The organism is Kribbella sp. WER1 (assembly GCF_054189145.1).
On the sequence record NZ_CM135186.1, the window covers coordinates 3929560 to 3949674 of the forward strand.

Genomic DNA, 20115 nt, shown 5'->3' on the forward strand with positions numbered 1-20115 from the left:
GGGTGCGGTAGCCTCCGGTGTCTCCGACGAAGGAAAGTCATGGGTGAGCTAGCCAAGATCGTGGTCGTCGTACCGACCTACAACGAGCGGGACAACCTGCCTGTGCTGGCCGGACTGCTGTCCGACCTGAACCTGCCCGGCCTCGAACTGCTGGTTGTCGACGACAACTCCCCCGACGGGACCGGCGACGTCGCCGACGACCTGGCGAAGAAGTCGCCGGACAAGGTCGGCGTACTGCACCGGACCGTGAAGGACGGCCTCGGCCGCGCGTACGTCGCCGGGATCACCCGCGCGCTCGACGAGGGTGCCGACATCGTCATCCAGATGGACGCCGACCTGTCGCACCCCGCCTCGGTCGTCCCGACCATGGTCGAGATCCTGCGGACCACCGACGCCGGCGTCGTGATCGGCTCCCGGTACGTCCCCGGCGGCTCCGCCGCGGCCGAGTGGGGCTGGCACCGCCGGGCACTGTCCGCCTGGGCCAACTTCTACGTGAACGCGATCCTGCGCCTGCACGTGAAGGACGCCACCGCCGGCTTCAAGGCCTGGAAGGCCGACACGCTGCGCTGGATCGACGTCGCCTCGATCGCCAGCAACGGCTACTCGTTCCAGGTCGAGATGAACTACCGGACCGTCAAGCGCGGCCTGAAGATCGCCGAGACGCCGATCCGCTTCGAGGAACGTACCGAGGGCGTCTCCAAGATGTCGCTCAAGGTCCAGCTCGAGTCGGCGCTGATGCCGTGGAAGCTGTTGTTCGGCCGCTCCTGAGCTCTGCGCGATGTGCCCGCCGCCGTGCGTCGTCGTACGGCGGCTTCGGCATGCCGCCGTACCCGAGCTCAGCCGTACCCGAGCTCGTGCAGCCGCTCGTCGTCGATACCGAAGTGGTGCGCGATCTCGTGGACGACTGTGATGTGCACCTCTTCCACCACGTCGTCGACGCTCTCGCAGATCTTCAACGTCGGATTCCGATAGATCGTGATCCGGTCCGGCAGCACGCCGCCGTAGTAGTGCCCGCGCTCCGTCAGCGGCACGCCCTCGTAGATCCCCAGCAGCTCCGGATCCCCCGCCGGCGGCTCGTCCTCCACGAACACCGCCACGTTGTCGATCAACGCCGCCAACTCCACCGGCACCTCGTCCAGCGCCTGCCCGACCAGCTCCTCGAAGGCCGCCCGGCTCATCTCGATCACCCTCCCAGTATCTCGTTTTGGAAGCTGGCGCGGACTCCTCTATGCTTACGGCTGTCCCTGGAGCTTCGGCTCCCGCGGGTCCGAGTCCCCATCGTCTAGTGGCCTAGGACGCTGCCCTTTCAAGGCGGTAACGCGGGTTCGAATCCCGTTGGGGATACGGCCGAAAGGCCGGTGCAAAACCTAGCTCGAAGATGCTGTAGGATCATCGAGTCGCAAGGCCCAGTGGCGCAGTTGGTTAGCGTGCCGCCCTGTCACGGCGGAGGTCGCGGGTTCGAGTCCCGTCTGGGTCGCCAGGAGAAGGCGGCGGTGTCCACACACCGCCGCCGAATTTTCTCCCCGGTCAGGTAGCTCAGCTGGTAGAGCGTCCGCCTGAAAAGCGGAAGGTCGGCGGTTCGAGACCGCCCCTGACCACCACAACCCTCTCCACCAACCGGAGAGGGATTTTTCTTTTGTGGGCGAGTTGTATAAGGGTTTACAGACCCCGGCCGAAGGATCAGGCGGACTTCGATCGGCGTACTAGAGCTGGGCTTTTAGTACGTCGATGGCGCCGCCTGGGGTGGATGGGTTGTAGCCGTGGGCGGTCAGCCAGCGGACTACGAGGAGGGTGCGCAGGGACCACCAGGCGTGGATCACGTCGAGGTCTACGGATGCGCCGTAGCCGGTGAGTACGTCGTTGAGGTGGTTCTGGTGGGCGACCGTCAGGCTGGCCAGGTCGTAGAGGGGATCGCCGCCGCCGGCTTCGGACCAGTCGATGATGCCGGTGATTTTGTTGCCCTCGGCGAAGACATGGGCGATGTGGAGGTCGCCGTGGGTGAAGGTGGGCGTCCAGGGGCGGAGGGCGGTTTCGGCCAGGTCGCGGTTGTGGGTGACGAGGGCGACGGGGAGTACGTCGGCGGCGATCAACCGCTCGCATTCGCGGTCGAGGTCCGTCGTGAGTTCGTCGAGCGGGCGGCCGGCTCGACCGCGCCACGGTGGTGCGGGTACGTCGTGCAGCACGCGGAGGGCGGCGCCTGCCGCGGCCCACGCTCCGGGGGAAGCGGTCGACGGCCGGCCGATCCGGCCGAGCACGGTGCCCGGTACCGCCGACAGCGCCAGCACGGGTGGCTCTCGCCACAGGACGTTCGGGGTGGGCACCGGCGCCAGGCTCATCGCCTCCACCTCGCGGTCGATCCGCGCCCGGTCGGGGTCGACCTTCAGGAACAGGTCGCCGACGCGCACGGTCGCGCGCTCGGTATGGGCGGCTACGACTCGGACCTCGCTCACGGACCCCCACTATGACGGCGAAACCGTCCGGAATGCGAAGGAATTCAGGGGGTTCGGCCGGGACGGACTGTCACAGGCAGTACGCCCCGGCATCCGATTATCGGGGTGGTACGACGGACCGTGGTGTGCCGAGTGGGACGGGGCCGTGGACGTCGTCACACTGCGCCGATCGGCCGGTCGAATCGTCACGAACAGTGGCCGCGTTACGGGTTTGAGACCTCGCCAAAAGTGTGCGTATGCTCTGGCCTGCGCTTCGGGACTGGGGACCGGATGCCGTCAGAGCAAGGACCACCCCGCCGACCCGCAACGCCGAGTTCCGCCCTCCGGGTCGGTGGCCCCTCCCACAGCATCCGAGGGCGGAAGTGGGGAACCCAGGTTCTCCGGACCGGCCGTGTGCTGCGGCCTGTCCTCGGGGCGAAGTCGCACCAGCGACCGGGCATCTTCCGGCCCGAGCCCGACAGCTAACCTCACAGGCGTGCAGGAAGGACTGTCCCCATGCGGGATGCATTCTCGGCACGACATCGCGCCGCTGATTCCTCCGGTGGAACGCGACAACCGGCCGCGAAGGCCCACCGCCGCGCAGTGATCCCTGTCGTCGCGGGCCTCTCGCTGCTCGCCACCACCGCCGGGATCGGCGCGGCGATCGCCGCCGACAACTCCTCGTCGCCGGTCAGACTCACCGCCGACAGCACCCCTTCTCCGGTCAGCCTCACCGCGACCGCCGACACCTACGTACAGGTCGGGTCAACGTCCCGGAAGTACGGCCGATCCACCCGCCTGGTCGTGAAGCGGAACCAGTCGACCAGCCTCGTCCGGTACGTCGTACCTCCGGTGGCGCCCGGCTACGAACGGAAGGCCACGCTCGTACTGCACCGCATGACCACGAGCAGCCCGGCGAAGATCGCGGTGTCGAACGTGTCGGGCCGATGGAGCGAATCCACCACCTACGCGAACGCGCCTCGGCCGGGTACTCCGTTCGCGACCGCGGCGGACGACGGCCGGTCGACGCAGCTGCGGATCGACGTGTCGAAGGGCATCACCGCCGCCGGCGAGCTGAACCTCGCGCTGACCCAACCGGTCGGTACTGCGGCCACCGTCTACGGTTCGCGCGAGGCCGGGGCGAAGCAGACCAGGCTGGAGATCGCCTACGTCCGCGCGGGCACCGGCCCGACGACATCTCACAGCTCGACGCCGACGAGCGCGGGACCGACCGGATCGCCGACAACAACGAGTACGCCGACCCAGTCCCCGACGTCCACGCCGACCACCGCCTCACCCAGCACCCCGGCTGCCTCGAACAGTACCCCGACCGCCTCTCCGAGCACGCCGGGTACGCCGAGCACACCGCCGAGCACACCGCCGACCACGACCCCGCCGGCGACCCCGACGACGACCGAACTCGCGCCGTCCTGGAGTCCGACCGGTTCGCACCGGCTGACGTTCGACGACGAGTTCAGCGGCACCGCGGTCGACACCACGAAGTGGGAGACCGGCTGGTTCAAGGAAGGCATCTCGGACGGCGTCAACAGCGACAACCTCCAGTGCTACGACAGCAAGCAGGTCACCGAGTCGGGCGGCTTCCTCAACCTGACTCTCGCGCAGCGCCAGGCGACCTGCCGCGGCGGCACGAAGGACTACGTGTCCGGCCTGGTCAACACCCGTAAGTCGTTCAGCCAGCTGTACGGCTCGTTCGAGGCCAGGGTCTGTCTGCCGGACGCGAACGGCGACGGCAAGGTCGACGGGTTCCCGGCCTGGTGGACGAACGGACCCGCCTCGGTCCCGTGGCCCGACCACGGCGAGATCGACGTACTCGAGGGCATCAGCGGCGGGACGAAGGCCTCGCTCCACTACGCGAACCCGCTCTACGACGGCGGCACGTACTCGTCCACGCCGCTGGTCGGCTGCCACAACTTCGGGTCGCAGTGGACGAACGGCAACGTCACCTTCTACTACGACGGCAAGCCGCTGTGGTCGCACGCGTTCAACGCCACGCTCCCGCAGTTCCTCATCTTCAACTACGCGATCCGGCAGCACGCGGACGAGGCGATCACGCCCGGCAGCGCCCTCCGGGTCGACTGGGTCCGCGTCTGGGCGTGACCCACCGCTCCCCGTCGTACGGTCGTCTCCACGGCCGTACGACGGGCCGGCCGGCTGCGAGATTCCCCGATCCGCCCGCGTGCCGCGTGGCTTCAGCTGGCTTCAGGTCGACTTCGGTACTACGGTAGAGCTACGGTGTAACTACGGTCAATCGCCAGTTTGTCAGGAACAACGGGCGAGCGATCTCAGGCCGGAGCCCCCTCGAACCACAGTCGGCACGACGGACGAGCGACCCTCGGACGCCGCACTTCAATGGGGCTCGGTGAAGTCGGGTAGAGCCGGGTGTACGATCAGCCGATCCGCCGCACCCGCAGTTGGTCGACCATTTCGGGAGTGAGAGTGGCCCCCTCTCCAGAGGCCGTACGACTCGCCAGGCGACTCCGGGACCTTCGGGAATCCGAGCGACTGACCCAGAAGGACCTGTCGAACGCGTTGAGCGCCGGCGAGGTCCGCGTCGCGGTCGCGACGATCAGTTCCTGGGAGTCGCAGTCCAATCCGAAGCTGCCCCCGGAAGAGCGGCTGCGCTCGTACGCACTGCTGTTCGCGATGACGGTCGTCCCCGAACGCGTACCGCGTGAAGGCGACCTGAACACCGCCGAACGCGAACGCTTCAGCGCCCTGCACCGCGAACTCGTAGGCCTCCGCGACGAGATCCGCCATCACCAGACCGGCACCCCCACCTCCAGCGGCTCCTACACCTTCGACTTCGAATCCGGCCGCATCACCCTGATCTGCCCGGAGATCCCGGAGGACAGCCGGTCGTCGCTCGCCGAGCCGGACAACCCGAACTTCACCAAGCTCTACCGATACGCCGACCTCGACGCGCTGATCGAGATGTGGGGCCACGTCCGGGCGTCCAACCCGGAGCTCCGGGTCCGGCACCGGCTGCCCTCCGAGGTGAGCGCGGACCACCTGTCCGGCCACCTCGTCCTGATCGGCGGCATCGCCTGGAACCGGGTCACCAGCCGGCTGTTGCGGGTACTCGACAACCTCCCGATCCGGCAGCTGTCGGTCCCGGACCTGGTCGACGGCGAGATCTTCCGGTCCCGCGACGGCCAGGAGTACCGGCCGGTGTGGGAGGAGCGCAAGGACTTCGACGTCGACGCGGACGGGGCGCCGTCGAAGGCCGCCCTCGAGGCGGACCAGGCGCAGGACGCATGGCGGGGCGACAAGCCGCGCGAGCTGGTCGAGGACGTGGCGTTGTTCGCCCGGCTGCCCAACCCGTTCAACCACAGCCGCACCATCACGATCTGCAACGGCGTCTACAGCCGCGGCGTACTGGGCGCGGTCCGGACGTTGACCGACGACGCCGTCCGCGAACGCAACGAGGCGTATCTGGCGAGCCGCTTCCCGGGCGGCGTCTTCGGCATGCTGATGCGCGTCCCGGTGGTGAACGGCGAAGCCGTCACGCCCGACCTGGAGATCGAGGACAACCGGCTGTTCGAATGGTCACCGGAGGACGACACCGAATGAGCCGCCGGTCCCCACAAATCCGCGCGTCGCACGCGGGCCTGCTCTGCGACGGCTCCGCGCCCGCGGATCCGTCGGCGAGCACCAAACTCGACGCGATCGTGGTGCCGGCCGCGCGCCGGGCGGCCGAGCTGCAGCCCGTGATCACGCTGGCCGCCGACCAACGCGTACCGCTCGTCATCCTCTGCAGCCGCGAAGCGCTGCTGGACAAGGTCGTCGAGCGGGTGAAGAGCACGCTGTACGCCCAGGCCCTGGTCATCCAGGTGCCGGAGGACTACCGGCCGCCGTGCCCGACCCCGAAAACCTCGGCGCTGAGGTTCCAGGAAGCCTCGGCCAACCGGTCCAGTGACCTCAGCGCGAAACGCAACCTCGGCCTGCTGTACGGCCGGTTGCGCGGCTGGAACAAGATCCTGTTCGTCGACGACGACATCCGCGGCCTCAGGTCCCCGGACGTCGATCGGCTGACCGGCTACCTCGACCGGCATCCGGTCGCCTCGATGGCCAGCCGGAAGTTCCCCGACAACTCGGTCGTCTGCCACGCCCGCGGGAAGGTCGCGCCGCAGGACGTGTTCGTCAGCGGCGCCGTCCTCGGGGTCGACCTGCAGCGCCCGGAGCTGTCCTTCTTCGCCGACATCTACAACGAGGACTGGTTCTTCTTCGCCCGGTACGCCGCCCGGCGGGCGATCCCGAAGATCGGCGAGGTCCGGCAGCTCGAGTACCACCCGTTCGCCGATCCGCAGCGGGCCGCCCGCGAGGAGTTCGGCGACCTGCTGGCCGAGGGGCTCTACGCGGCGTTCGAAGGCCAGCCCGGGATGCCGTTCGAGGAGCAGTTGCGGATCGCGATGCGGACGACGTACTGGGATCGGTTCAAGGCGATCCGGCTCGCGACGATCGAGGACACGCTCGCGGCCATGTGGAGAGCGGAGGCGTCGATCGACGAGTTCCACCGCGTCGTCCGGTCGCTGGAGACCGCGCGAGCGTGGACGAACCGCATCTCGGCCGAGCTTTGTGCGGACTTCATCAAGAGCTGGCAGGAGGACGAGGAGCTCTGGCAGAAGATGCTCGCCAACCTCCCGTCCGGGCTGCGCAAGGAGGACGCGCTGAGCCAGCTGCAGCTGACGAACTGGGTTTCCTGCGGGTACGGGCTACCGACCGAATCGCAGGCGGATCTCGCGGCGGCCGGAGCCGTCTGCTAGGAGTTGGCGTTCGCCGGTGGGGTTGAAGCCGAGGCGGTCGTAGACGTCGCGGGCGATCGTGTTGGTGTCGAGGACCCAGACCCGCCATTCGGTGACGGCGGGTTCGGCGGCGGCGAGTTGGGCGAGGATGGCCCGCAGTACGCCGTTGCGGCGGTACCGCGGGTCCACCCAGACCGACTCGATGTGACGTTCGTACGACGGGCGGCCGTCGACGCGGACCGAGCTCGCCAGGCCGACGATCCGGGCGGTGTCGCGGGCGACGACCCAGTGCATCCGGGTGAACCGCTCCCGCCAGCCGTCCTCACCGACGGTCACCTCGTCCTCGTAGTCGGCGATGTACGCCGACGGTGAGTCCTTGAGGGCCCGGAGGCGTACCTCTCGGGCGATCGGCCAGTCGTCGGCACCGAGCATGGCGAGTTCCAAGGTCCCCGGACCCCTTCGGGAGATGGCAGCACAGCATCCATACCAGTGTCGCCGTTTCGCCCCATCATCAAACAACCCAGCACCAAACCGTCACGCCCACAATGTCACATAGTGTGATCGTCCTCAGCGGCAGATCGCCCGGTCGACGAACGCGTCGACGGCGGCGTCCGGGTTGGCCGTGAAGTCCGGGGTGACGGCAACGGTGACCTGCCGCCGGGTGTCCTCGGTGGCGTACGAGTACGCCTGGTACGCGAGCGCGTCGCCGTCGTTGCCGTATACCCGTACCTTGCAGCTGGTGTCGTGCCAGGACAGCCCGAGCCCGTACGTCCCGCCTTCGACGCCCGGCGTCTTCATCTCGTGGAGCAGCCGCGGCGGGAGCAGCCGGCCGCCGAGGAGTGCGGCGAAGAACCGGTTCAGGTCGTGCGTCGTCGAGATCAGCTCGCCGGCGGCGCCGAAGAGCGACGGGTTCATGTCGGTGAAGTCGACCAGCCCGCCGTCCTTCGGGACGTACCCGTGCATATGGGCGCCGAGGATGGCCGTCGACGTCCCGGGCATCGACGTACCGCGGAGACCGAGTGGTCGGATCAGCCGGCGCTCGATCTCGACGCCGTACGTGTGTCCGGTGACCTTCTCGATGATCTCGCCGAGCAGCAGGTAGTTCGTGTTCGAGTAGTTGAACTGCGACCCGGGCTTGTCGAACACCGGCGGATGCGCAACGGCCCGCGCGATCTGCTCGGCCGCGGTCCAGGTCCGGTACTGATACGTGTAGAACTCGGCGTTCGGCGGCATCGCCAGCGTGTTCTTGTAGTCGTAGATCCCGCTGGTGTGGTTGAGCAGCTCGCGCACGGTGATGTTCTCGCCGTTCGGCACGACCCCCGGCAACCATCGCTCGACCGAATCGTCCAGCCGCATCCGCCCCTCACCGACCAGCTGCAGTACGACGGTCGCCACGAACGTCTTACTGATACTCCCCGCCCGGAACCGCCCCTGGGCCGGAACCGCCCGCGACGTCCCCAACTCCGCAACCCCACTGGTCCCCCGCCACACCCGCCCGCCGTCCCGCACCTCAGCCACCACCCCGACCGCAGGCACATCCGGCAAACCCCCGGACGGAACCGCAGCCAACACCGCAGCAGTCACCAACGCCACCAGCATCCCCATCTCCTCACCTAGTTCGTTGCCCCAACCCTCCCGTCTCAGAACCCCGTGAACATCAGGGATCACCCCGTGATGCGACTGCGCGATCCACCCACTTGTCCAGCAGTCGCACCCTCGGGATGGTTGCTGTGTGCAACGTCAGGCGGCGGCGGTGGCTTCGGTGAGTTGGTCGGGGGTGGGTTGTAGTTGCGGGGTTGCGAGGGTCAGGAGGACGTTGGCGATCGCGAAGGCGGCGGCTGCGAGCAGGCCTCGTTCGTAGCCGGCTTGGAGGGCCTGTACCTGGGTGGCGCCGTGGGTGAGTTCGTGGGTGGTGTGGGAGATGGAGAGGGTGGTGACGATCGCGAGGCCGAGTGCGCCGCCGACCTGGTACATCGCGTTCACCACGCCGGACGCGGCACCCGCTTCGACCGGGCGTACTTCGGAGACCGCGTTGATCTGGCCCGGTACGCCGACCCCGATGATGCCGAAGCCGAACACGATCAGGCCGGGCAGGAGCTGGCTCGCATAGCTGCCCGTGGCGTCGGCCTGGGAGAGCAGGAGCAGACCGCCGACGCTCAGCACCGCGCCGGCCAGCTGCACCGTGCGGGTGCCGAAGCGCTGCACCAGCTGCGACGCGAGGACCGCGCCGACGATCGCCGCGCCGCCCATCGGCAGGAAGTGGATGCCGGCCTGGAGTGCGCTGTCGCCGCGGACCTGCTGGAGGTAGATCGCGGTCAGGAAGAACATCGACAGGAACCCGGCCCCGTTCAAGGCGAGCGACGCGCCGGAGACGCTCAACGCCCGCGACCGGAACAGCCGCAGCGGCACCAGCGGCGCCACGGACCGCGACTCCACGAACACGAAGGCCGCCAGCAACACAACGCCCGCGGTCAGTACTCCGACCACCTCGAAGGAACCCCACCCGGACGGCTCCGACCGTACGACGCCATAGACAACAGCCATCAACCCAGCAGTGCCGAGAAGAGCGCCGAGCGTGTCGAAGGTACGGCGCCCCGTCGAGTGCCGCACGTCCCGCACGAAAACGGGGATCAGGGCAACCAGGGCGAGCACGATCGGGACGTTCACGAAGAACACCCACTGCCAGCTCAGGGAATCGACCAGGATCCCGCCGGCGACGACGCCGAGGGTGCCGCCCAGTCCGGCGAGGCCGCCCCAGACGCCCATCGCGATGTTGCGCTCGCGGCCGTGGGCGAAGGTCATCGTCAGGATGGCGAGCGCCGACGGTGACAGCAGCGCGCCGCCGAGCCCCTGGACGGCGCGGGCACCGATCAGGAACTCGGGCGAGTTGGACAGCCCCGCGATCAGCGAGGTGGCGCCGAAGAGCAGCAGGCCCGCGGTGAACACCCGGCGCGGCCCGAGCAGGTCGGCCATCCGCCCGCCGAGCAGCAGGAAGCCGCCGAAGAGCAGTGTGTACGCGTTGATCACCCACTGCAGTGAGTCGGCGGAGAAGTGCAGGTCCGCCTGGATGTGGGGCAGCGCGACGTTCACGATCGTCACGTCGAGCACCACGATGAACTGCGCGAGGGCCAGCACCGCCAGGGTGGCCCAAGGACTGCGTCGCATCGCCGTACCTCATTACTCGGAGTGATGTCTACGCCGTATGTATACGGCGTAAGCTTACGCAGTAGACGGTAGGTCTACGGTGTAGACTTGTCAACGTGATCAGCAAAGAGACCGTCCGCCGCCTCGATCCGAAGAAGGTCGTGGACACCGCCGTGGCGATCGCCGACGACGAGGGACCGGCCGCTGTCTCGTTCCGGAAACTGGCCGCACAGCACGACGTCACCCCGATGGCGCTGTACCGGCACTTCAAGGACAAGGACGACCTGCTCGCGGCGCTGGGCGATCACCTGCTCGCGGACGTCGTCCTGCCGGCGCCGACCGACGAGCCGTGGGACCAGCAACTGCACACACTGCTGACCGCGTTCGTCGACGCGCTCCGGGCGCATCCGCGGCTGGCGGACCTGACGCTGGCCCGGATCCTGGTCGCCGAGCCGGGTCTCGCGCTCGCCGAGCGCGCGCTGGGCCTGCTGGTCGAGGGCGGCTTCCCGATCGACGACGCCGCCGAGGTCGGACGGCAGTCGATCTGCTCGCTGATCGCGCTCGTCACCACGGACCCGGTCGCCCGCGAGGTGAGCGACCCGGAGGCCCGCGAGGCGTCGCTGCGCCGCAAGCGCGCGTCGCTGAGCGCGCTGTCGCCGACGCAGTACCCGCTGGTCACCTCGGCCGCGGGCGCGCTGGTCTGCCCGTCGTCCCAGGACCGGTACTACGCGGTCGGCGTCGATCTGGTGGTCGCCGGGATCCGCGGCGTCCTCGATCAGTGATGTGTGTCTGACCGCACGAAGCGGTTCGGGAGGACTACGCTCCGAGACGGAGCAGTACCACTCTCTATGGAGGTACATCGAATGGCGGGGAAGTTCGAGCTGTACAAGGACAAGTCCGGCGAGTTCCGGTTCCGCTTGAAGGCCGGCAACGGCGAGGTGATCGCCACCAGCAGCGAGGGCTACAAGACGAAGGCCTCCGCGCTCAACGGGATCGAGTCGATCAAGAAGAACGCCGGCGAGGCCAACGTCGACGACCAGACAGACTGAAACCCCAAGAAAACAAGGGGGTTCTCCACGATCGAGCGGAGAACCCCCGCAGTACTTCTCAGAGTCCTTCCGAGAACACCACGCCGCGGATCTCGACGCCCAGGCCCTCGATGCCGGCGTCCGGGATCATCGCCGCCAGCTCGCAGGCCCGCTCCTTGGACGCCACGTCGATCAGGTAGAACCCGCCGAGGAACTCCTTCGACTCCACGAACGGCCCGTCGGTGACCGCCGGTACACCGTTGCGCACCTTGACCACCGCCGACTCGGCCGGCTGGGTCAGCGCGAGCGTGCTGACGAACTCCCCGGACGCCTTGATGGTGTCCATGAACTTCTGGTGCCCGGCGCCGATGGCCTGCTGCTCCGCCTCGGGCAGCGCCTCGAGAATCTCGGTGTTGATGTTCAGGACCAGTAGGTACTTCACGGTGTCTCCTTCGGGACCGGCCCCCGCCGATCGGGCGCCTTCATCCATCAGTACGGAGCGGGCGGGCGCTCCTTGACATGCTCTAACTTCTTTCCATGACCGGGCTGAGTCTCACAGATGTCCAGGCCGCCGCCGACCGGCTCGCCGGGGTGGCGCACCGTACGCCGGTGCTCACCTCGCGGACGCTCGACGAACGGGTCGGGGCGCAGGTGTTCCTGAAGGCGGAGAACTTCCAGCGGATCGGCGCCTTCAAGTTCCGGGGCGCGTACAACGCGATCAGCCGGCTCGGCCCGGAGCAGCTCGCGGCCGGCGTGGCGGCGTACTCGTCGGGGAACCACGCGCAGGCCGTCGCGCTGGCGGCCCGGCTGGCGGGTACGTCGGCGGTGATCCTGATGCCGGAGGACGCGCCCGCGACGAAGCTGGCGGCGACCCGCGGGTACGGCGCCGAGGTGGTGACGTACGACCGGTACACGCAGGACCGGACCGCGCTGGCGCAGGAGCTGGCGGCGGACCGCGGGCGGACGCTGATCCCGCCGTACGACCACTGCGACGTGATGGCCGGGCAGGGCACGGTCGCGCTCGAGCTGATCGAGGAGGTCGGGCATCTCGGCGCGCTGCTGGTCCCGGTCGGGGGCGGCGGGCTGATGGCCGGCTGCGCGACCGCGGCGACATTGATGTCGCCGGGGATCCGGATGATCGGCGTCGAGCCGGCCGCTGGCGACGACCACGCCCGGTCGCTGGCGGCCGGCGAGCGGGTGCGGATCGACGTACCGCGGACGATCGCGGACGGGCAGGCGGTCGAGTCGCCGGGCGAGCTGACGTTCGCGGTGAACCGGCGGCTGGTGGAGTCGTTCGAGCTGGTCAGCGACGCGGAGATCGTGGCGGCGATGGCGTTCGCGTTCGAGCGGCTGAAGATCGTCCTCGAGCCGAGCGGGGCCAGCGCGCTGGCGGCGTTGCTGGCCGGGCGGATCCACGGGCTGCCGGAGCGCGTCGGAGTGGTGCTGTCCGGCGGGAACGTCGGCCTGGAGCGCTTCCTGGAATTGCTGAAAACTCAAGAACTTTAGGGTGCCCTGAGCACGTTCTGTGCCCGTTGTCACAGAAAGCCACCGGCGAATGTGACCGAGGACACATCGAATCGCTCAGTGGGCGCCTGAGCCCCGCTCGGACGCGCTCAGGACACCTGGTGTTCATCCACACTTGCTGACCCGTCAGAGGACCGTTGAGGGCCTTTTGAGAACGACTTTGTGGATTGAAGGGTTTGCGTCGTGATCGTTCTGTTATACAGTCGTCGGCGGTTCGGTAACCAACACGAACCGCACACGAGTCAACGCCGAGCTCCGCCAGGCTCGTGTGCTCCCCTCGAATACCAATGGCGGAGGTGGGGGACCCAGGAAGTTGGGTCTCGACCGTGAGTGGTCGAAACCCTGGGGTGAAGTCCGCGGGAGCGGACCGGGCTATGAATCCCAGCCCGAACCCGACAGCTAACTTCACAGGCGTCGGGAGACAACCATGCCCGTCACTGCCCGACGGACGACGCTTTCGCGCGCCGTCACCGCTGAGACCAGTACCGACCGGCCCGTCGGCCGGACCCTGGCGAAGCACCGCAAGACCAGCAAGTCCGGTGCGCCCCGCGCCGCAGCCGCCGTCCTCACGGTCGGTCTCGCTGTCGGTGGTGGAGCCGCGCTGAGCATCGGCGCCACCCCCGCGACCGCGTCCGCGGCCGCCATGACCGCCGCCCAGCAGCGGGGTCACACGAGCATCCCGAGCCGGCCGCTGCTCCGGAAGGGCGACTCCGGCCCGACCGTGAAGTACGTCCAGAAGGCCCTGCACCTGGGACCGGACGGCTACTTCGGCAACAGCACCGTCGCGGTGCTGAAGAAGTTCCAGACGTCCTGGGGCCTCAAGGCCACCGGCTACACCGACAAGAACACCTGGGGCCGGCTGACCTGGGCCGCGAAGCACAAGGTGCTCTACGGCAACCACGGTGCGAGCTCGGCCTCGGCCGCCGTCGGTACGTTCCGGACCAAGGTGCTCAAGGAAGCCGCCAAGCTCAAGGGCACGCCGTACCGCTACGGCGGCACGAGCACCAGCGGCTTCGACTGCTCCGGCTACACCGGCTACGTGTACAAGTACGCCGGGCACAAGCTGCCCCGCACGTCGCGTCAGCAGTACGCCGCGACCAAGCACATCAGCCGCAGCGCCGCCAAGCCGGGCGACCTGGTGTTCTTCCACAACGGTGGCGGCGGTGTGTACCACGTCGGCATCTACGCGGGCGGGAACATGCTGTGGCAGGCCTCGAAGCCGGGACGTCCGGTGGCCAAGTCGAAGATCTGGAGCAGCAGCGTCTCCTTCGGGCGCGTCTGATCCCTGACCGGCGGCCGCCCTGCCCCCATCGGGCGCCGCCGGTCGTCAGCGTCCCTCCCCCAGGCACGCTGGCTTCCGAAACCGGCCCGGGCCGTCGCCCCCACCCCTCCGACGGTCCTGGCCGGTTTCCTTTTGTTCACCCGCGGCTCCTACGCTGACCGCTCTTCGACAGCGGAGGCGTGCGTGAAGCGACTGGTGATAGCGCTCTGGGCCGTCTCGATCGGCCTCAGCACTTACGCCTACACGCGGGCACTCGTGGAGCGGTCACACGAAACCGGCAAGTCCCAGCTCCGGGTCTTCCTCACGTCCGGTGACGAGATGGTCATCTGGCACCAAGCCCCGGGCTGGTTCTACCCGGTGCTCTGGCCCCTCTCGATCCTTACGTTCGTGCTCACGATCATGTACGTGCGCAACCGCTAGTCGTCCAGGAGGCCGGCCTCGTAGGCCAGGATCGCGACCTGGACGCGGTTGCTCGCGTCGAGCTTCACCAGCGCCCGGGAGACATGCGCCTTCACGGTCGCCTCGCTCATGAACAGCTTGCGGCCGATGTCGGCGTTCTGCAGGCCGCGGCCGACCTCGACCAGCACCTCCCGCTCGCGCTCGGTGAGTTTGCTGATCCGTTCCTGCGCGGTCCGTCGGCGGTCGGCGCGCGGGTCGCCGGCGAAGTGCCCGATCAGCCGCCGGGTCACCGCCGGCGAGAGCATCGCCTCGCCGGCCGCGACCACCTTGATCGCCTGCACGAGCTCGCGCGGCGGCGTGTCCTTCAGCAGGAAACCGCTCGCCCCGGCCTGCAACGCCCGGAACACGTAGTCGTCCAGGTCGAAAGTCGTCAGGACGACGATCTTCGGCGGATCCGGCAGCGCCTGCACCTCGCGGGTCGCGGCCAGCCCGTCCAGCCGCGGCATCCGGATGTCCATCAGTACGACGTCCGGCTTGTGCTCCTTGACCATCGCGGCCGCGTCCGCGCCGTCGTCGGCCTCGGCAACCACCTCGAGGTCGTCGTCGGACTCGAGGATCATCTTCAGCCCGGCCCGCACCAGCGCCTCGTCGTCCACGATCAGCAGCCGCGTCATCGTTCTCCCTCGTCCACGAGCACCGGCTCGCTGTCCTGCCGATGGTCGTCCCACGGTATCCAGGCCTCGACCCGCCAGCCGCCGTCGGCCGTCGGGCCTGTGGACAACCGCCCGCCGGCCAGCTCCACCCGCTCCCGCAGACCGACCAGCCCGGCGCCGGCCCCGGGCAGCAGTGAACCAGCAGCCACCGGCCGTACGTTCGTCACCCGGACCGTCACGCCGTCGCCGCGGGCGCCGTACACCTCGACGTCGGTCGTCGCGCCGCGGGCGTGCTTGTGGACGTTCGTCAGCGACTCCTGGACGACCCGGTAGACCGTCCGCCCGATCGCCACCGGTACGTCGTCCGGCAGCGTCCCGGCGTACCCGACGGTCACGCCCGCGTCCCGGGACGCGGTGACGAGCCGCTCCAGGTCGGAGGCCTTCGGGACCGGGGCCAGGTCGGCGCCCGCCACGCTGACGTCGGTCCGCAGTACGCCGAGGACCTCGCGGAGATCCTCCATCGCCTGCCGCGCGGTCTCCCGGATCAGCCGGGCGGAGCCCTCGACCTTGTCCGGGCCGACCGTCGGATTCACCTCCAGGCCGCCGGCGTGCAGGGCGATCAGCGAGACCTTGTGCGCCAGGACGTCGTGCATCTCCTGGGCGATCCGGGACCGCTCGCCGAGTCGGGCCTGCTCGCTGCGCAGCTCGCGCTCGGCCTCGGCCCGCTCGGCCCGGTCCCGCAGCGACACCATCAGGTCGCGGCGGGCCCCGACGTACGCGCCGATCGCGATCCAGGTGCCGACCAGGAACGGGCCGGTGAAGATCGAGACCCAGATCTGGTTCCGCTCACCCCAGCCGCTCAGCACGTACGCCGCGTACGCGGCCAGGCCGAGGATCGCCAGCACCAGGTCGCGGCGGCGGATCGCGAGCGTCAGCAGCGCGAGGCCCATCGGGACGAAGATCGAGCCGGTCAGCATCGCGATCACGGTGATCGCGGTGACCGTCACCGGGAACCGCCGGCGCCAGATCAGCGCGAGGGACGCGACCGTGCCGGCGCCCAGGACGTACCAGTCCTTGATGCCCCAGCCGCCGGCGCCGGATGCGGCCTGGGCGACGATCGTCAGCAGGCTGAAGCCGGTGTAGAGGATGTCGCGCAGCCGCGGGGCATGCCTGATCCACCAGGCGTACCACCGGCGCAACCGTCGCATTCAGTCACTCTAGTTCGACCGGCGACGCGAACACGTCGTCCTTCTGGCTAGGTTCCCCGCCCGGAGCGGCGACTTTCGTAGGGGGTCGGAGCAGCCGCTCGTCCGATGTGCGGAGGGGGTCCCGGACGGTTGACTCGTTGCCATGATCACCGTCGAGAACCTGACCAAGCGCTACGGCAGCACCACGGCTGTCCAGGACGTCTCGTTCACCGTCCAGCCGGGCAGCATCACCGGCTTCCTCGGGCCGAACGGGGCCGGCAAGTCCACCACGCTGCGGATGCTGACCGGGCTGACGCCGCCGACCTCGGGCACCGCCACCATCGGCGGCAAGCGGTACGTCGACCTGCCGAACCCGGGCCGCGTCGTCGGGGTCATGCTGGACGCCGCCGCGCAGCACCCGGGCCGGACCGGCCGCGAGACGCTGCTGCTGAACGCGAGCCTGCTCGGCGTACCGAAGGCCCGCGTCGACGAGATGCTCGAGGCGGTCGGCCTCAGCCACGCCGCGAAGCGCCGCGTCGGGCAGTACTCGCTCGGCATGCGGCAACGGCTCGGGATCGCGGGCGCGCTGCTCGGCGACCCCGCCGTACTGATTCTCGACGAGCCCGCGAACGGCATGGACCCCGAGGGCATCCGCTGGATGCGCGGGCTGCTCCAGGACTTCGCCGCCCGCGGCGGCACCGTAATCCTGTCCAGCCACCTGCTCGGTGAGGTCCAGGCGACCGTCGACCGGCTGGTCGTGATCGGCGGCGGCCGGATCGTGGCCAACGGCTCGCTGGACGAGCTGCTCGCCGGTTCCGGCACCCTGGTCCGCGGTCTCGACCCGGCCGGGCTGCGCGCCGCACTGACCGCCGCCGGGCTGGCGGTCGACGCGGCGGCCGACGGTGCGCTCCGCGTCGACGCCACCGCCGAGCAGGTCGGGCGGGCTGCCGCCGCTGCCGGTCAGATCCTTCTCGAACTCCGCCAGAGCGACGGCGCCGGCCTGGAGGACCTGTTCTTCCAGCTCACCGCGACGCCCGCGGCCGCCTGATCACCCCACCTTCTTGGAGACAGTGAAATGACCACCGTGACCGACGTCGCGCCGGCGACGAACGCCAAGCACCGCAGCGAGGTGGCGACCAGCCTGCCGCCCGCCCGCGGCCAGTCCTTCCTCAAGCTCGTCACGATCGAGCTCCGCAAGTCCGTCAACACCCGCAGCGGCCGGGTACTGATCGCCGCGATCCTGCTGATCGCGCTCGCCGCGCTCGCCTGGCAGCTGACCCACCTGCCGTCCGGGACCGTCGGCTTCGACTTCTTCCTGGGCGCCGCGATCACCGGCGTGATGCTGTTGCTGCCGGTGATCGGCGTGATGACGATGACCTCGGAGTGGACCCAGCGGACCGCGCTGACCACGTTCACGCTGTCGCCGCGCCGGGTCCGCGTACAGCTGGCCAAGTTCGTGTCGGCGATCGTGCTGAGCGCTGTCGTGCTGACCGGGGTCGTCGTACTGGCGCTGACGACCACGGCGCTGACGGGTGCGGCCACCGACCACGCCACGACGTACGCCGGGTTCGGCGGGCAGCTCGCCGGGGCGTACCTGACGGTCGCGCTGAACGTCGTGATGGGTGCCGCGTTCGGTGCCGTCGTACCGCAGACCGCGGTCGCGATCCTGATGTACTTCATCGCTCCGACCGCCTGGTCGCTGGCCGGGCCGGCGCTGTTCAAGGACAACGCGAAGTGGCTCGACGTGTTCGGCGCGCTCGGCCGGATCGCGGAGCGCGACCTGCACGGAATGGCCGCGGAGACGCTCACCGCGGTGGGGGTCTGGATCGTCCTGCCGACCATCGTCGGACTGTGGGCAAGCTCACGTCGCGAGGTCAAGTAGCAGGGACCGGACGCGGCGAGGTGGGCCGGTTTGAGGGGATCGGCCCACCTCGCCGATGCTGTGATCGGACCTCTGAGGGGCCCGACGAGGGGGCGGTGCGTGTGTCGATCCGCCGCTCCGGGTATCCTTGAACCACGATTACTGACGACTGATCCGTGGGCGCCACGCAGCGTACCCGGTTGACTTGTGCGAGGGGGTCGACGCTATGGGGCGCGGCCGTGCAAAGGCCAAGCAGACGAAGGTCGCACGCGACCTGAAGTACCGCACCTGGGACACCGACTTGGACCAGCTCAAGCGTGAGCTGTCCGGTGACCAGGGTGGCGACCGTTCTGCGAACGGTGACAACGACGGCGACGGAGACGACGCCGACGACTACCACCCCCGTCGGTAAGAGGGCGTCCAGGGGCTCTGCGCCGTAGCGAGCAGGTGCTCGGCGGAGTGCCTCGGCGAACTGGAGCGGAGGGGTCGATGTGGTTTCATCGTTCCCTCCGCTCCAGTTCGGCGAGGTGCCCGCCGAGTGCCGCGCAGTAGGCGCAGAGCCCCTGGGCGGCCTCGCAGGATTAGCCCGGCTGAGCTGCTCAGGCGCCCCTCGCGGGGTGGCTGAGCAGTTCACCGTGCGCCCGACGCGTTCCACACACCAGAACCACCTGTGGCGGACCACCGGTTCGGGCAGCCCGAGGCGTCGGACTGCTCGAACGGACCCGCCCGCAGGTGGCGCGGTGCACTTACTTGGCGTACGTGCCTTCCAAGGTCACGGTGCCGCCCGCGGTCGCGGTGACTTCGCCGCACACCCAGGCGGGAATGTCGCGGGCCGCCAACGCCTGGATCGCGGCATCGGCCGACGACGGGTCCAGCACGGCGACCATGCCGGCGCCCATGTTCAGCGTCTTCTCGAGCTCCGGCAGCGGTACGTCGCCGAGCAGTCCGACGAGCCCGAAGATCGGATCCGGCGTCCACGTCGACCGGTCGATCCGGACCGACAGTTCGGCCGGGATCACCCGCGCCAGGTTCGCCGCGAACCCGCCACCGGTGATGTGCGACATCGCGTGCAGAGGCTTGGCGTCGGCGTCGTTCAGCTCCTGGATCAGCTCCAGGCAGTGCTTCGCGTACACGCGGGTCGGCGTCAGCAGCACCTCGCCGAGCGACGTTCCCAGCTCGGGCACTGTGCGGTCGAGCGTCCACTTGGCGCGGTCGAAGAACACGTGCCGGACCAGGCTGTACCCGTTCGAGTGCAGCCCCGACGACGCCATCGCCAGTACGACGTCTCCCTGGCGTACGCGCTCCGCTCCGAGGACCTCGTCCGCCTCGACGACTCCGGTCGCGGCGCCGGCCACGTCGTACTCGTCGGCCTCCAGCAGGCCCGGGTGCTCCGCGGTCTCCCCGCCGACCAGCGCCGTACCGGCCTCGACACACGCCTCCGCGATCCCCTTCACGATCTGCGCGATCGTCTCCGGGACCACCTTGCCGGTGCAGATGTAGTCGGTCATGAACAGCGGCTCCGCGCCGCACACGACCAGGTCGTCGACGACCATCCCGACCAGGTCGAACCCGATTGTGTCGTGCTTGTCCAGCTTCTGCGCGATCGCGACCTTGGTCCCGATCCCGTCCGTCGACGTCGCCAGCAGCGGCCGCCGGTACGACGTCAGCGCGGTCGCGTCGAACAGCCCGGCGAACCCGCCGAGCCCGCCGACCACCTCCGGCCGGGTCGCCTTCGCCACCCACTCCTTCATCAGCTCGACGGCCCGGTCCCCGGCCTCGATGTCGACCCCGGCGGCGGCGTAGCTCGCCCCTTCAGTCACTGTTCTTCTCTTCCTGTCGCGGCTC

At 69.1% G+C, this 20115-nt stretch carries 21 protein-coding genes, 3 tRNA genes and 2 riboswitches; of the genes, 15 read left to right on the forward strand and 9 right to left on the reverse strand.

Annotated elements, in window-relative coordinates:
- Positions 1–39 precede the first annotated feature (39 nt).
- Positions 40–768 (forward strand): polyprenol monophosphomannose synthase, encoded by a 729-nt coding sequence (locus tag ACXJJ3_RS18875; protein WP_458171503.1) that lies wholly within the window; start codon positions 40–42, stop codon positions 766–768.
- Positions 769–836: 68 nt separating this feature from the next.
- Here ACXJJ3_RS18875 and ACXJJ3_RS18880 read toward each other — a convergent pair whose 3' ends face one another.
- Complete coding sequence (locus ACXJJ3_RS18880; protein WP_458171504.1) at positions 837–1187, reverse strand: metallopeptidase family protein; 351 nt, start codon at positions 1185–1187, stop codon at positions 837–839.
- A gap of 84 nt (positions 1188–1271) precedes the next feature.
- Here ACXJJ3_RS18880 and ACXJJ3_RS18885 point away from each other — a divergent pair.
- From ACXJJ3_RS18885 to ACXJJ3_RS18895, 3 genes are all read left to right on the forward strand, one after another.
- Positions 1272–1344, forward strand: a tRNA-Glu gene (locus ACXJJ3_RS18885).
- Positions 1345–1403: 59 nt separating this feature from the next.
- A tRNA-Asp gene (locus tag ACXJJ3_RS18890) sits at positions 1404–1480 on the forward strand.
- A 45-nt stretch (positions 1481–1525) separates the two neighbouring features.
- Positions 1526–1601: transfer RNA gene (locus tag ACXJJ3_RS18895), tRNA-Phe, on the forward strand.
- 102 nt (positions 1602–1703) lie between these two features.
- On the opposite strand, the gene ACXJJ3_RS18900 is transcribed toward ACXJJ3_RS18895, so the two are convergent.
- Positions 1704–2450 (reverse strand): phosphotransferase family protein, encoded by a 747-nt coding sequence (locus ACXJJ3_RS18900; protein ID WP_458171505.1) that lies wholly within the window; start codon positions 2448–2450, stop codon positions 1704–1706.
- Between the two features lie 297 nt (positions 2451–2747).
- Positions 2748–2941, forward strand: a riboswitch (cyclic di-AMP (ydaO/yuaA leader).
- Positions 2942–3032: 91 nt separating this feature from the next.
- Between ACXJJ3_RS18900 and ACXJJ3_RS18905 the strand changes: the two genes are divergently transcribed.
- The 3 genes from ACXJJ3_RS18905 to ACXJJ3_RS18915 all read left to right on the forward strand — a co-directional run bounded on the left by ACXJJ3_RS18905 (position 3033) and on the right by ACXJJ3_RS18915 (position 7213).
- Positions 3033–4547 carry a CBM96 family carbohydrate-binding protein gene (locus ACXJJ3_RS18905; RefSeq protein WP_458171506.1) on the forward strand — a complete coding sequence of 505 codons (1515 nt, stop codon included), beginning with the start codon at positions 3033–3035 and terminating at the stop codon, positions 4545–4547.
- Positions 4548–4886: 339 nt separating this feature from the next.
- Positions 4887–6020, forward strand: a complete 1134-nt coding sequence (locus ACXJJ3_RS18910; protein ID WP_458171507.1) for a hypothetical protein — start codon at positions 4887–4889, stop codon at positions 6018–6020.
- On the forward strand, positions 6017–7213 hold the full coding sequence (locus ACXJJ3_RS18915; RefSeq protein WP_458171508.1) for a hypothetical protein: 1197 nt from the start codon (positions 6017–6019) through the stop codon (positions 7211–7213). The genes ACXJJ3_RS18910 and ACXJJ3_RS18915 overlap by 4 nt, the downstream gene beginning before the upstream one ends.
- On the opposite strand, the gene ACXJJ3_RS18920 is transcribed toward ACXJJ3_RS18915, so the two are convergent.
- The 3 genes from ACXJJ3_RS18920 to ACXJJ3_RS18930 all read right to left on the reverse strand — a co-directional run bounded on the left by ACXJJ3_RS18920 (position 7163) and on the right by ACXJJ3_RS18930 (position 10357).
- The gene (locus ACXJJ3_RS18920; protein ID WP_458171509.1) at positions 7163–7636 is read right to left on the reverse strand and encodes a GNAT family N-acetyltransferase; all 474 of its coding nucleotides are present in this window, start codon (positions 7634–7636) and stop codon (positions 7163–7165) included. The genes ACXJJ3_RS18915 and ACXJJ3_RS18920 overlap by 51 nt on opposite strands.
- Before the next feature lie 123 nt (positions 7637–7759).
- Entirely contained in the window at positions 7760–8797 is a 1038-nt protein-coding gene (locus ACXJJ3_RS18925) for a serine hydrolase domain-containing protein (protein ID WP_458171511.1), read from the reverse strand.
- A 135-nt stretch (positions 8798–8932) separates the two neighbouring features.
- On the reverse strand, positions 8933–10357 hold the full coding sequence (locus ACXJJ3_RS18930) for an MFS transporter (protein WP_458171512.1): 1425 nt from the start codon (positions 10355–10357) through the stop codon (positions 8933–8935).
- Positions 10358–10452: 95 nt separating this feature from the next.
- On the opposite strand from ACXJJ3_RS18930, the gene ACXJJ3_RS18935 reads away from it, so the two are divergent.
- Both ACXJJ3_RS18935 and ACXJJ3_RS18940 read left to right on the forward strand, forming a co-directional pair.
- Entirely contained in the window at positions 10453–11118 is a 666-nt protein-coding gene (locus ACXJJ3_RS18935; RefSeq protein ID WP_458171514.1) for a TetR/AcrR family transcriptional regulator, read from the forward strand.
- An 81-nt stretch (positions 11119–11199) separates the two neighbouring features.
- Positions 11200–11385 carry a YegP family protein gene (locus ACXJJ3_RS18940; RefSeq protein ID WP_458171515.1) on the forward strand — a complete coding sequence of 62 codons (186 nt, stop codon included), beginning with the start codon at positions 11200–11202 and terminating at the stop codon, positions 11383–11385.
- A 58-nt stretch (positions 11386–11443) separates the two neighbouring features.
- Here the strand turns inward: ACXJJ3_RS18940 and ACXJJ3_RS18945 are convergent, their stop codons facing one another.
- Positions 11444–11806, reverse strand: a complete 363-nt coding sequence (locus ACXJJ3_RS18945; RefSeq protein WP_458171516.1) for a YciI family protein — start codon at positions 11804–11806, stop codon at positions 11444–11446.
- A gap of 95 nt (positions 11807–11901) precedes the next feature.
- Here ACXJJ3_RS18945 and ACXJJ3_RS18950 point away from each other — a divergent pair, with 95 nt between their 5' ends.
- The 3 genes from ACXJJ3_RS18950 (at position 11902) to ACXJJ3_RS18960 (ending at position 14590) form a co-directional block, all read left to right on the forward strand.
- On the forward strand, positions 11902–12870 hold the full coding sequence (locus tag ACXJJ3_RS18950) for a threo-3-hydroxy-L-aspartate ammonia-lyase (RefSeq protein ID WP_458171518.1): 969 nt from the start codon (positions 11902–11904) through the stop codon (positions 12868–12870).
- A 277-nt stretch (positions 12871–13147) separates the two neighbouring features.
- A riboswitch (cyclic di-AMP (ydaO/yuaA leader) is annotated at positions 13148–13316 on the forward strand.
- Positions 13316–14170 carry a C40 family peptidase gene (locus ACXJJ3_RS18955; RefSeq protein ID WP_458171519.1) on the forward strand — a complete coding sequence of 285 codons (855 nt, stop codon included), beginning with the start codon at positions 13316–13318 and terminating at the stop codon, positions 14168–14170. It overlaps the preceding riboswitch by 1 nt.
- A 183-nt stretch (positions 14171–14353) precedes the next feature.
- Positions 14354–14590 (forward strand): hypothetical protein, encoded by a 237-nt coding sequence (locus tag ACXJJ3_RS18960; RefSeq protein WP_458171521.1) that lies wholly within the window; start codon positions 14354–14356, stop codon positions 14588–14590.
- Here ACXJJ3_RS18960 and ACXJJ3_RS18965 read toward each other — a convergent pair.
- Entirely contained in the window at positions 14587–15243 is a 657-nt protein-coding gene (locus ACXJJ3_RS18965) for a response regulator (RefSeq protein WP_458171522.1), read from the reverse strand. The genes ACXJJ3_RS18960 and ACXJJ3_RS18965 overlap by 4 nt on opposite strands.
- Positions 15240–16430, reverse strand: a complete 1191-nt coding sequence (locus ACXJJ3_RS18970) for a sensor histidine kinase (protein ID WP_458171523.1) — start codon at positions 16428–16430, stop codon at positions 15240–15242. The genes ACXJJ3_RS18965 and ACXJJ3_RS18970 overlap by 4 nt, the downstream gene beginning before the upstream one ends.
- 142 nt (positions 16431–16572) lie before the next feature.
- Between ACXJJ3_RS18970 and ACXJJ3_RS18975 the strand changes: the two genes are divergently transcribed.
- The 3 genes from ACXJJ3_RS18975 to ACXJJ3_RS18985 all read left to right on the forward strand — a co-directional run bounded on the left by ACXJJ3_RS18975 (position 16573) and on the right by ACXJJ3_RS18985 (position 18682).
- Positions 16573–17457, forward strand: coding sequence for an ABC transporter ATP-binding protein (locus tag ACXJJ3_RS18975; protein ID WP_458171524.1), 885 nt, complete (start codon positions 16573–16575; stop codon positions 17455–17457).
- 27 nt (positions 17458–17484) lie between these two features.
- On the forward strand, positions 17485–18291 hold the full coding sequence (locus ACXJJ3_RS18980; RefSeq protein WP_458171525.1) for an ABC transporter permease: 807 nt from the start codon (positions 17485–17487) through the stop codon (positions 18289–18291).
- Between the two features lie 205 nt (positions 18292–18496).
- Complete coding sequence (locus ACXJJ3_RS18985; RefSeq protein WP_131293116.1) at positions 18497–18682, forward strand: DUF3073 domain-containing protein; 186 nt, start codon at positions 18497–18499, stop codon at positions 18680–18682.
- A 334-nt stretch (positions 18683–19016) separates the two neighbouring features.
- Here ACXJJ3_RS18985 and purM read toward each other — a convergent pair whose 3' ends face one another.
- Positions 19017–20090 carry a phosphoribosylformylglycinamidine cyclo-ligase gene (gene purM, locus ACXJJ3_RS18990; protein WP_458171526.1) on the reverse strand — a complete coding sequence of 358 codons (1074 nt, stop codon included), beginning with the start codon at positions 20088–20090 and terminating at the stop codon, positions 19017–19019.
- Between the last annotated feature and the right edge of the window lie 25 nt (positions 20091–20115).

Coding starts and splice junctions, on each gene's coding strand:
- ACXJJ3_RS18915 (WP_458171508.1), top strand. CDS start 6,017: ATGAGCCGCCGGTCCCCACAAATCCGCGCGTCGCACGCGGGCCTGCTC.
- ACXJJ3_RS18975 (WP_458171524.1), top strand. CDS start 16,573: ATGATCACCGTCGAGAACCTGACCAAGCGCTACGGCAGCACCACGGCT.
- ACXJJ3_RS18985 (WP_131293116.1), top strand. CDS start 18,497: ATGGGGCGCGGCCGTGCAAAGGCCAAGCAGACGAAGGTCGCACGCGAC.
- ACXJJ3_RS18970 (WP_458171523.1), bottom strand. CDS start 16,430: ATGCGACGGTTGCGCCGGTGGTACGCCTGGTGGATCAGGCATGCCCCG.
- ACXJJ3_RS18875 (WP_458171503.1), top strand. CDS start 40: ATGGGTGAGCTAGCCAAGATCGTGGTCGTCGTACCGACCTACAACGAG.
- ACXJJ3_RS18925 (WP_458171511.1), bottom strand. CDS start 8,797: ATGGGGATGCTGGTGGCGTTGGTGACTGCTGCGGTGTTGGCTGCGGTT.
- ACXJJ3_RS18955 (WP_458171519.1), top strand. CDS start 13,316: ATGCCCGTCACTGCCCGACGGACGACGCTTTCGCGCGCCGTCACCGCT.
- ACXJJ3_RS18930 (WP_458171512.1), bottom strand. CDS start 10,357: ATGCGACGCAGTCCTTGGGCCACCCTGGCGGTGCTGGCCCTCGCGCAG.
- ACXJJ3_RS18950 (WP_458171518.1), top strand. CDS start 11,902: ATGACCGGGCTGAGTCTCACAGATGTCCAGGCCGCCGCCGACCGGCTC.
- ACXJJ3_RS18980 (WP_458171525.1), top strand. CDS start 17,485: ATGACCACCGTGACCGACGTCGCGCCGGCGACGAACGCCAAGCACCGC.
- ACXJJ3_RS18940 (WP_458171515.1), top strand. CDS start 11,200: ATGGCGGGGAAGTTCGAGCTGTACAAGGACAAGTCCGGCGAGTTCCGG.
- ACXJJ3_RS18965 (WP_458171522.1), bottom strand. CDS start 15,243: ATGACGCGGCTGCTGATCGTGGACGACGAGGCGCTGGTGCGGGCCGGG.